The organism is Nocardiopsis coralli (genome assembly GCF_014892575.1).
Lineage (GTDB): Bacteria > Actinomycetota > Actinomycetes > Streptosporangiales > Streptosporangiaceae > Nocardiopsis > Nocardiopsis coralli.
Genome location: NZ_JADBGI010000011.1, coordinates 155,768 through 168,607, shown reverse-complemented (window position 1 = coordinate 168,607; position 12,840 = coordinate 155,768). Strand labels below are relative to the sequence as shown.

General features: G+C 69.9%; 9 protein-coding genes. 6 read left to right on the top strand and 3 right to left on the bottom strand.

Annotation, left to right across the window (positions count from 1 at the left end; genetic code table 11):
• Positions 1–3: 3 nt before the first annotated feature.
• Positions 4–1,101, bottom strand: a complete 1,098-nt coding sequence (gene rlmN, locus IDM40_RS14505) for a 23S rRNA (adenine(2503)-C(2))-methyltransferase RlmN (RefSeq protein WP_193122514.1) — start codon at positions 1,099–1,101, stop codon at positions 4–6.
• 203 nt (positions 1,102–1,304) lie between these two features.
• Between rlmN and IDM40_RS14500 the strand changes: the two genes are divergently transcribed.
• Positions 1,305–2,384, top strand: a complete 1,080-nt coding sequence (locus IDM40_RS14500; protein WP_193122513.1) for a suppressor of fused domain protein — start codon at positions 1,305–1,307, stop codon at positions 2,382–2,384.
• A gap of 86 nt (positions 2,385–2,470) precedes the next feature.
• Positions 2,471–3,697, top strand: a complete 1,227-nt coding sequence (locus tag IDM40_RS14495; protein WP_193122512.1) for an MFS transporter — start codon at positions 2,471–2,473, stop codon at positions 3,695–3,697.
• 3 nt (positions 3,698–3,700) lie between these two features.
• Here IDM40_RS14495 and IDM40_RS14490 read toward each other — a convergent pair whose 3' ends face one another.
• Positions 3,701–4,075, bottom strand: a complete 375-nt coding sequence (locus tag IDM40_RS14490; RefSeq protein ID WP_193122511.1) for a BlaI/MecI/CopY family transcriptional regulator — start codon at positions 4,073–4,075, stop codon at positions 3,701–3,703.
• Positions 4,076–4,603: 528 nt separating this feature from the next.
• Here IDM40_RS14490 and IDM40_RS14485 point away from each other — a divergent pair.
• The 4 genes from IDM40_RS14485 to IDM40_RS14470 all read left to right on the top strand — a co-directional run bounded on the left by IDM40_RS14485 (position 4,604) and on the right by IDM40_RS14470 (position 10,908).
• On the top strand, positions 4,604–8,230 hold the full coding sequence (locus tag IDM40_RS14485; RefSeq protein ID WP_193122510.1) for a multifunctional oxoglutarate decarboxylase/oxoglutarate dehydrogenase thiamine pyrophosphate-binding subunit/dihydrolipoyllysine-residue succinyltransferase subunit: 3,627 nt from the start codon (positions 4,604–4,606) through the stop codon (positions 8,228–8,230).
• Positions 8,231–8,714: 484 nt separating this feature from the next.
• Positions 8,715–8,894 (top strand): DUF6104 family protein, encoded by a 180-nt coding sequence (locus tag IDM40_RS14480; RefSeq protein ID WP_193122509.1) that lies wholly within the window; start codon positions 8,715–8,717, stop codon positions 8,892–8,894.
• Positions 8,895–9,105: 211 nt separating this feature from the next.
• Complete coding sequence (locus tag IDM40_RS14475; RefSeq protein WP_193122508.1) at positions 9,106–9,957, top strand: DUF4097 family beta strand repeat-containing protein; 852 nt, start codon at positions 9,106–9,108, stop codon at positions 9,955–9,957.
• Entirely contained in the window at positions 9,958–10,908 is a 951-nt protein-coding gene (locus IDM40_RS14470; RefSeq protein WP_193122507.1) for a PadR family transcriptional regulator, read from the top strand.
• 435 nt (positions 10,909–11,343) lie between these two features.
• On the opposite strand, the gene IDM40_RS14460 is transcribed toward IDM40_RS14470, so the two are convergent.
• Positions 11,344–12,540 (bottom strand): NAD(P)-dependent malic enzyme, encoded by a 1,197-nt coding sequence (locus IDM40_RS14460; protein ID WP_193122569.1) that lies wholly within the window; start codon positions 12,538–12,540, stop codon positions 11,344–11,346.
• Positions 12,541–12,840: the final 300 nt, after the last annotated feature.

The window sequence follows — 12,840 nt, the reverse complement described above, 5'->3', positions numbered from 1 at the left end:
GGATCAGTCCTCGGCGGCGGCGAGCTGTCCGCAGGCGCCGTCGATCTCCTGGCCGCGGGTGTCGCGGATGGTGACCGAGACCCCGTGCGACTTCAGGCGCCGCACGAACTCCGCCTCGTCCTCGGGGCGCGAGGCCGTCCACTTCGAACCCGGTGTGGGGTTGAGCGGGATGAGGTTGACGTGCACCAGGTGGCCCTTGAGGAGCTTTCCGAGCATGTCGGCGCGCCAGGCCTGGTCGTTGATGTCCTTGATGAGCGCGTACTCGATGGACACCCGGCGGCCGGTCATGCCGGCGTAGCGCCAGGCGGAGTCGAGGACCTCGTCGACCTTCCACCGGTTGTTGACCGGGACCAGCTCGTCACGCAGCTCGTCGTCGGGGGCGTGCAGGGAGATCGCGAGGCGGACCTGCATCTTCTCGTCGATGAGCTTGTTGATGGCCGGGACCAGGCCCACGGTGGACACGGTCACGCCGCGCTGCGAGATGCCCATGCCCTCGGGGACCGGGTCGGTCATGCGGCGCACGGTCTGCAGCACACGCTTGTAGTTGGCCAGGGGCTCGCCCATGCCCATGAACACGATGTTGCTGATGCGGCCCGGGCCGCCGGCGACGTCGCCGCGGGCGAGGTCGCGGGCGCTGGAGACGACCTGGTCGACGATCTCGCCGGTGGAGAGGTTGCGGGTGAGCCCGGCCTGGCCGGTGGCGCAGAACGGGCAGTTCATGCCGCACCCGGCCTGCGACGAGATGCACAGGGTGACGCGGTCGGGGTAGCGCATGAGCACCGACTCGAACATCACACCGTCGAACGCCTTCCACAGCGTCTTGCGGGTCATCCCGTTGTCGGTGGTCACGTGCCGGACCGGCGTGAGCAGGGTCGGCAGCAGTGCCTCGCCGAGAGCCTCGCGCGAACCCGCGGGCAGGTCGGTCATCTGCTCGGTGTCGGACTCGAGACCGCCGAAGTAGTGCTTGGCGAGCTGTTTGGCGCGGAAGGGCTTCTCTCCCAGGTCACGGACGATCTCGGCCCGCTCGTCGGGGCTGAGGTCGGCCAGGTGCCGGGGCGGCTTGGCACGGCGAGGGGCGACGAAGTTGAGCTCGGCGGGCATAGGAATCCGTAGGACGTGGAGTCGATGGTCGGGGCCCGGCGCGAAGCGGCGGCGGTTCTGGTCGTTATACGACCTATACGCGGCCGCAGTACGGCTCCGCCTGTCAGGGCACTACCGTCGATTCTACGCACTGCGCGGACGACACCCGCCGGGGTTTCGTCGCCGTTGGTCGGACAACACGGGAGCGGCACGTGGGAGGGCCGGTGACAGGGATCGACGTCCTTCTCGACGAGGTCAGCCCCTACCAGAGCCGCAGAGTCGTCGTGGAGTGCGATTCCCACACCACCGCCGCCTATCTCCTGGACGCGCGCGGGCGCATCCGCGTGCCCGTGTGGCTGGCCAACCACGAGGTGGCGCCCGTGGTCGACGAGTCCGGCGGTCTCTTCGAGGGCCGGGCGCCGCTCATGCCCGAGGCCCACACCAAGCACCCTCCGGGACGTCCCCGTTTCGACCCGTCGTGCCTGCGCGCGGTGTGGTTCGAGGAGGGCGACGGGGTGGCGCTGGTCGACGAGGAGGGCCTGCTCGCGGTCATCCCCGGCTGGGCGGAGGCCGACAGCGGGCTGCCCGGGTACGCGCGTGAGGCGATCGGCCGGAGCCCGTACGCGTGGGAGCTGGACTCCGTACGCGAGCAGCTGTGGCCCCGGGTCGTGCACGCCGAGGCCTACTGGGACTGGCGCCGCGCCTCGGGGGCCTGGCGGAGTGTGCAGCGCACGGTGCTGAGCCACCTGAACCGCACGGTGGGGGACCCCGGCCACTACTGGGACGTCTCGGACGGGCATCCGCCGCTGTTGCGGGTCTCGGAGCGGCCCGCCACGGCCGAGCGTCCGTACACGATCCTGTCGACGGTCGGCATGTGCGGCCAGAGGATGCCCACCCTGGACCGGTACATGGCCGACACCTCCGCGTACGCGCGCGTGGAGCTGGCGCTGGCCACGACGATGCCGGCGCACCAGGCGGCGCGGATCTTCCGGTGGATCGGCGCCTTCCCCTGGCGTGCGGTGACGTGGTTCGGGCACGGGCACACGGTGAAGTGGCTGGACAACGCCGAGGACCGCGCGATGCGGGGCGGCGCCGGCGCGGTCCTGCTGCTGTCCGGCCCCACCCCGCTGTCCGGGGGTCCGCCCCCGCCGGACCTGTCGGGGCTGAGCTTCCAGGGCGACCCGGTGCACTGGTTGTGGGCGGTGCCCATCACCCGCCCCGAGCACCTTTTCGCCAAGGAGCACGACAGCGCCACCCTCGTGGAGAAGCTCGCCGCCGAGGGCCGGAGCTGGATCCTCACCTGACCGCACGGGCCGCCGGACGCGGGAAAACCCTTTGACGGGCGAGGGGCCGCACGGCATCGTGCCCCCGGTCGGCGGAAGGGGTGGGGATGGCACAGGCTCTCGGCGGCCCGGGGATCACCGCACCTCTCTCGTACGGCCCGTTCCGCGCGCTCGCACTCGGTCGGGGCCTCATGCTCTTCGGCAACGGGATGGCGGGGGTGGCACTGGCCTTCGCGGTCCTGGACGTCACCGGGTCGCTGGCACAGGTCGGCCTGGTGGTCGGGGCTCGCTCGATCGCCAACGTGTCCCTGTTGCTGCTGGGAGGGGTGATCGCCGACCGCCTCCCGCGTGCACTGGTGCTGCGGGGCGCGTGCGCGCTCGCGGCGGGATCGCAGGGTCTACTGGCCCTCGCGCTGCTCACGGGGACCGCGTCCTTGCCGTTGATGGTGGCGCTGAGCCTGGTCAACGGGGCGGCCGCCGCGGCGAACCTGCCGGCCTCGGCCGCCCTGACCCCGCAGACCGTCCCGTACCGCCTGTTGCGGCAGGCCAACGCGCTGATCGGGATCGTCAAGCACGGGGGCATGCTCTCGGGGATGTCCGCCGGCGGGGTCGTGGTCGGTCTGGCCGGCCCGGGGTGGGCCATCGCGGTGGACGCCGTGATGTTCGCGGCGGCGGGCGCGGCCTTCTTCTTGCTGAGGGTGCCCGACCACAACCGCCCGTCCGGCCCCCGGGGCGTGCTCACCGACCTGCGGGAGGGGTGGAGCGAGTTCACCGCCCGGACCTGGGTGTGGGTGATCGTGCTCCAGTTCATGGTGGTCAACGCCGGGTGGGCGGCGGCCACGACCGTGCTGGGGCCGGGCATCGCCGACGAGACGTTCGGCCGGACGGCGTGGGGCCTGCTGATGGCGGCCAACAGCGTCGGCCTGCTGATCGGAGGGGTCCTGGCGGCCCGGTGGCAACCGCACCGGGCCCTGCTGTACGGGACGGCGCTGGTGACGGTGCAGACGGTTCCGTTCTTCGCCCTCATGGGTCCGTCGCCGCTGCCGCTGCTGTTCGCGGCGATGTTCGTGGGCGGGGTGGCGGTCGAGCAGTTCACCGTGGCCTGGGAGGTGTCGGTGCAGGAGAACGTGCCGCAGGAACGCCTGTCGCGGGTCTACTCCTACGACGCGCTCGGGTCGTTCGTGGCGATGCCGGTGGGCCAGATCGCGATCGGTCCGGTGGCGGAGGCCGCGGGCCCCGGGCGGGCGCTGGCGCTGGTGGCGTCGGCGACGCTGCTGGCCACGTTGGCGGCGGTGGCCGTGCCGAGCGTGCGCGGGCTCCGGCGGCGGGGGTGAGAGTCAACCGGGGATGCCGCGGCGGTCGCGGATCTGGCCGATCACACGCTGGCAGCGCACCATGTCCTCGTCGCTGAGGCGCTCCACGAAACTGCGCAGGGTCGCGCCGGGGTCGGGGCCGGTACTGAGCACCTCGTCCATGACGCGGGCGGTGTACTCGGCGTGGGTCTCCCGGGTCCAGTACAGCCAGGCGCGGCCGGCCTTCTCCCGGTCGAGCAGGCCCTTGTGGAAGAGGATGTTGGCGACGGTCATGACGGTCGTGTAGGCGATGTCGCGGTCGTAGACCATGGTCTCGCGCACCTGGCGCACCGACATCGGCCCCTCCGCACGCCACAGCGCGTCCATGATGGCTGCTTCGAGTTCCCCGAGCCCGCGCATGGGCCTCCCCACCCGTTCACTTACGGTGTTCGTACCGCGATCGTAGGCAGGTGGCCCGCCGCGGCGTGGGTAAACCCGGCAGAGCACACACATTCGTACGGGTTCGGGGCACACGGCCGGTGTTTCGCCACTGCCTTCCAGCCCGGACCGACGGTTGCTGCACGTGCACGGAACAGAGAACGGTGTAACCCCACACACCCCGACTGGCCGAACACGGACACAGTCTTCACACGATTGCACATCCGAAAAACCCGACAAAAGGGTCAAACGATCGGCGCAGAGTACACGTGCACTCGCACTCCGTACATAGCCGTGTGAAAGATTGTTGCCTATCTCCCAGTTTTCCCACCGGCCGCGTTCCCGTGGGGGAGGCAGGTACAAGTAGCCTGGTATCCGACGAGTGCTGGCCAGGTCGGATGACTCCCCGCCGGTGCGGGGACAACCCTGCGTTCTGAGCCCGGCCGGCCAGACAGCCACCCGTCGTCATTCACATTCACAAGCGAGCTGCGGAAGTGGGCGATCTCCGCCGTGTCGTCTCAGGCGTCTCAACCCCTGACAGATTTCGGCCCGAACGAGTGGTTGGTCGAGGAGCTTTATCAGAAGTACCTGAACGACCGGAACTCCGTTGACAAGGCCTGGTGGAACTTCTTCGCGGACTACAAGCCCGCGGAGTCGGCCGGTTCGAAGAGTGGGGGTGCTGCGAAGACGCAGAACGAGAACAAGGCCCCCGCCAAGAGCCCCGCGCCGAAGAAGGACACCAAGGACAAGGCCCCTGCCTCCTCGGGCGACGAGGACGGCGTGAAGCGCGAGCGCCTGCGCGGCGCTCCGGCGCGCACGGCCACCAACATGGAGTCCAGTCTCGAGCTGCCGACCGCGACCAGCGTGCGCGCGGTCCCGGTCAAGCTCATGTTCGACAACCGCATCGTCATCAACAACCACCTCCGGCGTGCCCGAGGCGGGAAGGTCTCCTTCACGCACATCATCGGCTACGCGATGACCAAGGCCCTCGCGGCCATGCCGGAGATGAACTACTCCTACGTCGAGGTCGACGGCAAGCCGGGCGTTGCCAAGCCCGAGCACGTCAACTTCGGCCTGGCCATCGACCTGCAGAAGGGCGACGGAACCCGTCAGCTGGTCGTGCCCTCCATCAAGGCCGCCGACGAGATGGACTTCGCGGACTTCTGGAGCGGCTACGAGGACCTGGTCCGCAAGGCCCGCAACAACAAGCTGGGCGTGCCGGACTTCCAGGGCACCACGATCAGCCTCACCAACCCCGGCGGCATCGGCACCGTGCACTCCGTGCCGCGCCTGATGCCCGGCCAGGGCACCATCCTCGGCGTCGGGGCCATGGAGTACCCCGCCGAGTTCCAGGGCGCGTCCCAGGACACCCTGAGCGAGCTCGGCATCAGCAAGGTCATGACGCTGACCTCCACCTACGACCACCGCATCATCCAGGGTGCGCAGTCGGGTGAGTTCCTGCGCCGTATCCACCAGCTGCTGCTGGGCGAGGACGGCTTCTACGACGAGATCTTCAAGTCCCTGAGGATCCCCTACGAGCCGGTCCGCTGGGTGCAGGACATCCACGTCAACCCGGCCACCCAGCTCGACAAGACCACCCGGGTCCAGGAGCTGATCCACGCCTACCGTGTGCGCGGCCACCTCATGGCCGACACCAACCCGCTGGAGCACGAGCAGCGCAAGCACCCCGACCTCGACGTGCTCGAGCACGGGCTGACGCTGTGGGACCTCGACCGCGAGTTCCCCACCGGGGGCTTCGGCGGCAAGCAGGTCATGAAGCTCCGCGACGTGCTCGGAGTGCTGCGCGACACCTACTGCCGCACGGTGGGTATCGAGTACATGCACATCCAGAGCCCGGAGGAGCGCGAGTGGATCCAGTCGCACGTCGAGCGTGAGCACGAGAAGCTCGACCGCGACGAGCAGCTGCGCATCCTGCACCGGCTCAACAACGCCGAGGCGTTCGAGACCTTCCTGCAGACCAAGTACGTGGGTCAGAAGCGCTTCTCCCTCGAGGGCGGCGAATCCCTGATCCCGCTGCTGGACGGCGTGATCACCAAGGCCGCCAAGGCCGGTCTGGACGAGGCCATCATCGGCATGGCCCACCGCGGCCGCCTCAACGTGCTGGCCAACATCTGCGGCAAGTCCTACGGGCAGATCTTCGGGGAGTTCGAGGGCAACCTCGACCCGCGGAGCTCGCACGGCTCCGGTGACGTCAAGTACCACCTGGGCACCGAGGGCGTCTTCGAGACCCACGACGGCGAGAAGATCGACATCGAGCTCGCCGCCAACCCCTCCCACCTGGAGACGGTCAACCCGGTCCTGGAGGGCATCGTCCGCGCCAAGCAGGACGTGCTCGACAAGGGCCCGCACGGCTTCACCGTGCTGCCGCTGCTCATCCACGGTGACGCGGCCTTCGCCGGCCAGGGTGTGGTCGCCGAGACGCTCAACCTGTCCCAGCTGCGCGGTTACCGCACCGGCGGCACGGTGCACGTCGTCCTGAACAACCAGGTCGGCTTCACCACGTCGCCGAACGACAGCCGTTCCAGCGTCTACGCCACGGACGTGGCGCGGATGGTCCAGGCGCCGATCTTCCACGTCAACGGGGACGACCCCGAGGCCGTGGTCCGCGTCGCCGAGCTGGCCTTCGCCTACCGTCAGGCGTTCAAGAAGGACGTCGTGATCGACCTGGTGTGCTACCGCCGCCGCGGTCACAACGAGGGCGACAACCCGGCCTTCACCCAGCCGCTGATGTACGACGTCATCGACAGCAAGCGCTCCACGCGCAAGCTGTACACCGAGGCCCTCGTCGGTCGCGGCGACATCACGATGGAAGAGGCCGAGCAGGCCCTGCGCGACTTCCAGAACGAGCTCGAGCGCGCCTTCACCGAGACCCGCGAGGTCGAGAAGAAGCCGGTCGAGCCCGGTTCGGTCGTGCGTCCCGAGGTCTTCACCGAGTCGCACCTCGACCACACCAAGGTCGACACCGCGATCAGCGACGAGACCGTCAAGCGGATCATCGACACGCAGGTCAGCCTGCCCGAGGGCTTCACGGCGCACCCGCGTCTGGCCCCGCAGCTCACGCGCCGCGCCCAGATGGTCGAGAAGGACACCATCGACTGGGCCACCGGTGAGCTGTTGGCCTTCGGTTCGCTGCTGCTGGACGACCACCCGGTGCGCCTGATCGGTCAGGACAGCCGCCGCGGTACGTTCACCCAGCGCCACGCCACGATCATGGACCGCGAGACCGGCGAGGCCTACACGCCGCTCAAGCAGTTCGACAACGGCACCACGAAGTTCCACGTGCACGACTCGCTGCTGAGCGAGTACGCGGCGCTGGGCTTCGAGTACGGCTACTCCCTGACCCGGCCCGAGTCGCTGGTCATGTGGGAGGCGCAGTTCGGCGACTTCGTCAACGGCGCCCAGACCATCATCGACGAGTACATCAGCGCCGGTGAGCAGAAGTGGGGCCAGCGCTCCAGCGTGACCCTGCTGCTGCCGCACGGCTACGAGGGCCAGGGCCCGGACCACTCGTCGGCCCGCATCGAGCGGTTCCTGCAGCAGTGCGCTCAGGAGAACATGACGGTGGCCAACCCGAGCAACCCGGCGAGCTACTTCCACCTGCTGCGTTGGCAGGCCAAGTCGCCGCTGGAGCGCCCGCTCGTGGTGTTCACGCCCAAGTCGCTGCTGCGCAACAAGGCCGCCGTCTCGGCCGCCGCCGACTTCACCGACGGCCACTTCGAGCCGCTGATCGGCGACGACTCGATCGAGCCGGACCAGGTCCGCCGCGTCGTGCTGTGCTCGGGCAAGATCTACTACGACCTGGACGCGGCCCGGAAGGCCAGCGGGGACAAGCACACGGCGATCATCCGCGCCGAGCGCCTCTACCCGCTGCCGATCGAGGAGATCCGCGAGCAGCTCAAGTCCTTCCCGAACGCGGGCGAGGTCCTGTGGGTGCAGGAGGAGCCGGCGAACATGGGTCCTTGGCCCTTCGTCGCGCTGGTCTTCTCCGAGCAGCTCGACCGTCCGTTCACCCGGATCTCGCGTCCGGCCTCCTCGTCGCCGGCCGCCGGTTCGGCCAAGCGGCACGAGGCCGAGCAGCGGGCCCTGGTGGACACGGTGTTCCCGCCCGCCGAGTAAGTGCTCCCGCCGGGGCTACGGGCGCACGGGCTTCCGACGCCCGTAGCCCCGGCCGAGCCTGCCAAGCCGTAAAAAGCGCGAAGGGCGTGCCGGGTCGCTGCAGGACGAGTCAAGCCGAGAGCGAGGAACGAGCGCCAGGCGCAGACGAGGCCGAAGCATCCCGGCTTCCGACGCCCGCAGCCCCGGCCGAGCCTGCCAAGCCGTAAAAAGCGCGAAGGGCGTGCCGGGTCGCTGCAGGACGAGTCAAGCCGAGAGCGAGGAACGCGCGCCAGGCGCAGACGAGGCCGAAGCATCCCGGCTTCCACCGCCCGCAGCCCCGGCCGAGCCTGCCACGCCGTAAAAAGCGCGAAGGGCGTGCCGGGTCGCAGCAGGACGAGTCAAGCCGAGAGCGAGGAACGCGCGCCAGGCGCAGACGAGGCCGAAGCATCCCGGCTTCCGACGCCCGCAGCCCCGGCCGAGCTTGCGAGGCCGTAAAAAGAGGTACATGTATTACACGGATCGTGGGATCGAGGAACTGGAGAACCGCCGCGGTGACGAGGAGTTCAGCTTCGCCTGGCTCTCCGAGCAGCTGCGGGTGTTCACCGACCTGAACCCCGAGTTCGAGACCCCGGTCGACCGCCTGGCCACCTGGCTGGCCCGGTTGGAAGACGAGGACGACGAGTAGGCAGTACCGGCCGAGGGGCCCGGGTCCGCAGCACGCGGGCCCGGGCCCCTTCCGTGTGTCCGGGGTCCTGGTCCGCGGCCCTGTTCGGGGTCGTCCCCGAGGCACCCCCGAGGTGCCCCGGACCGTGCCCCCAGGATCCACGACATATCTTGAGTTCACCCCACTCGCGACATATCGTGAAGGGCACGGAGCGAGCGAAGGGATCTCTCAGATGTCACACTGGACCGTCGACAGGCCGACGACCCAGACCCTGGACGGCATCGTCGCGTTGCGCGTCCGGATCATCGGCGGCCACGTCAACATCCTGCCCACGGACGACCCCGTGACCTTCGAGATCACCGACGTGGTCGGCGAGCCGGTCACGGTCTCCCAGGAGGCGGGCATCCTCACCATCCACTACGAGGACCTCACCGCGCAGGGACTGCTCGACCGGCTCAAGCCGGTGCAGCTCGGCAACTACAAGGGCGTGGGTTCGCGCAGGGCCACGGTCAACCTGCGGGTCCCGTCCCAGTGCCCCGTCGAGGTCACCACCGCGAGCGCGCCGGTCGTGGCGGCGGGGCTGACCTCGCGGACCAACATCAAGACCGGGACGGGCGAGGTCACCCTCGACGACGTCTCCGGCGACACCGACATCAACACCGCCTCGGCCGACGTGTCGGTGCGCGGGCCGGGCGGCAGCCTGACCTTCAACAGCGCGAGCGGGCGCATCGCGGTGGCCGGCGGGCGGCTGTCGTCGCTGCGGGCCAACACCGCGTCGGGTCAGATCCTGGCCGACTCGGACCTCACCCCCTCGGCGAAGGTGCGGCTCAAGACGGTCTCCGGCGAGATCGCCCTGCGGGTGCCCGCGGAGACCTCGGCCTCGGCGGAACTGCGTTCGGTCACCGGGAACCTGGACTCCGACTTCGGGCTCGACCGCAAGACCGCGACCGCCCGCAACGCGCTGAGCGGCGCGATCGGTATGGGCGTCGACCCCGCCTCCATCTCCACCACCACCGTGTCCGGACGCACCGCCCTGCTGCGGCGTGCGCCCGAGGCACCCGCGGCGATCCCCGAGGGGGCCTGAATGAGCACCATCTTCGGCCACGGCAGACTCCGCCTGTATCTGCTCAAGATGCTGGACGAGAGCCCCCGGCACGGCTACGAGATCATCAGCCTGCTGCGCGACCGGTTCCTGGGCGTGTACTCGCCCTCCCCCGGCACGATCTACCCGCGGCTGGCCCGCCTTGAGGAGGAGGGCCTGGTCACGCACACCGAGGAGGGCGGCCGCAAGGTCTACCGCCTCACCGACAAGGGGCGTGAGGAGCTGCGCGAGCGCGAGAGCGACCTCGACGACCTGGAGCAGGAGATCACCGACTCGGTGCGCGACATCGCCCGTGCGGTGAAGCAGGACGTGCGCGCCACGATCAGCTCGCTGCGGGAGGAGCTCAAGTTCTCCCAGGCCCGCCGTGAGGAAGGGAACGCCGACGGTTCCGGGCCCGAGCAGGGTTCCGGACCCGAGCAGCCCGACGGGGAGCGCGGTTCCGACGACCGGGGCTCCGAGCGGCAGGGCCCGAGCCTGACCGAGGAGTGGGTGCGCTTCACCCGCTCGTTCAGCAACCTGGGCTCGTCCTGGCGGGGCTCGCAGGAGAACGAAGGGCCCTCCGGGGAGGAGCGGTCCGCCGACCGTGAGGAGGGCTCCGACGGTGAGCAGGCCTCCGGCGACGACAGGGGCAGCTCGGGGAGCCACGCGTTCGACCGGGAGCTGCGCGACTTCAGCGACCGGGTGCGGGACGTGGTGCGCGAGGCCGGCAGTGTCGGCGGCGCGGCCGCCGGCGACCTGCGGCGCATCCTCGACGAGACCGTCGAGGTCATCCGCCGGGACGTGCGTTCCTGGGGCCCGCCGCGCGGCGGTTCCGAGGACCCGGCCCCGGAACCGGAGGCAGCCCGGGACGACCGTCCCCGCGAAACGGGCGCGGACGGAGACCCGTGGGGCGCCGCCGTCGACGAGGACGGCGAGCCCACCAAGGGGGACTGACCCCCGCACTGCACAGGGGCCCGGGAGGCGACGCGGGGGCGCGCCTCCCGGGCCTTCACGTGTGCCCGCACCGGTGTACGACCGCCCCGCACGAAGGCACACACCCTCCCGCTCTCGTGCGAGCCTGTCATCAGGCGCACAGACAGGAGGAGCGTGCATGTCCCAGACCCCGCACGTCGAGTACGCCGTCGAGCAGGACGAAGACGGGGTGTGGTGCGCCCACGCAGAACTCCACCCCGGGGCGGTGCCCACGGGGTGGGAGACGACCCCGGATCCGCCGTCGCCGATCTGCGCGAGGCCCTCATCGGGCTCATCGAGGAGTTCGGGCCACCCGGACTTTCGCCGTGACCACTCGGACACGTCCCCCGTGGCGCGAGCGGTGACAGAAGAAGGGCGGGGTCGGTCGGAACCGGCCCCGCCCTCGTGCGTGGTGGGTCAGGCGACGCCGTCGGCGCGCGCCTGCTCGGCCACGGCCCGCGCGACGGCGGGCGCGACCCGCGAATCGAAGGCGCTGGGGATGACGTAGTCGGCGGACAGGTCGTCCCCGACGAGGTCGGCCAGCGCACGCGCGGCGGCCTGCTTCATGTTCTCGGTGATGTCGCTGGCGCCGGCGTCGAACGCGCCACGGAACATCCCGGGGAAGGCCAGCACGTTGTTGATCTGGTTCGGGAAGTCACTGCGCCCGGTCGCCACGACACCGGCGTACTTACGCGCGACGTCGGGGTGCACCTCGGGGTTGGGGTTGGCCATCGCGAAGATGATGGCGTCCTCGGCCATGGTGGACACGACCGATTCACCGACCTCCCCGGCGGAGAGCCCGATGAAGACGTCGGCGCCCTCGAGGGCGGACTCGATGGAGCCGGTCAGCCCGGCCTTGTTGCTGATCCCGGCCAGCTCGCGCTTGACGGGGGTGAGCCCGTCGCGGCCCTCGTGGATCAGGCCCTTGGAGTCGGCGACGGCGATGTCGCCGATGCCCGCGTCGACGAGCATCTTGGTGACCGAGACACCCGCGGCGCCGGCGCCGGAGACGACGGCTCGGAGGTCGGCCAGGCTGCGCCCGCTCAGGCGGGCGGCGTTCTGCAGGGCGGCGACGGTCACGATCGCGGTGCCGTGCTGGTCGTCGTGGAAGACGGGGATGTCGAGGCGCTCGCGCAGGCGTGCCTCGATCTCGAAGCAGCGCGGGGCGGCGATGTCCTCCAGGTTGATCCCGCCGAAGGAGGGCGACATGCGCGCGACGGTCTCGACGAACTCGTCCACGTCGCTGCAGGTGAGCGCGATCGGGACGGAGTCGACACCCGCGAACTGCTTGAAGAGGAGGGACTTGCCCTCCATGACCGGCAGGGAGGCCTCGGGGCCGATGTTGCCCAGGCCCAGAACGGCGGTGCCGTCGGTGACGACGGCGACCAGGTTGCTCTTCCACGTGTAGGTGTCGACGAGCTCGGGCTCGTCGGCGATGGCGTCGCAGACACGGGCGACCCCGGGCGTGTAGGCCAGGGAGAGCCCTTCGTGGTCGTTGACGTCGACGGACGAGTTCACGTGCAGCTTGCCGCCCCGGTGCAGGGCGAAGGCCGGGTCCTCGTCACGCTGCGCGGCGGAGTTATCCGGGTTCTGGGTACGCGAAACGGTGGTCAACTCACTCAAACCCTTCAGGTCTGTACTGCCGCCTTCCGTCGGCCATGACGGCGGGCGGTGGTGGATGGAACGCGGCCTGCGTGCGAAGACGTGGGGTGCTAGGGGAGCTCCTCCGGCGCCGGTCGGCCATGACCGGTGATGTCGCCGGGGAGTCGTGCTTCGCCGGACTCCTATGCGAGTACTGCGCGGCCGCCTCATCAGTCGGGGATGACCCGTTACCCAATCCTCTCACAACGGTGATCCGAGGAAAATCGCGGGTGTGCAGGATGAGGCGGCACCGACGATTACCGTTATGTCCCG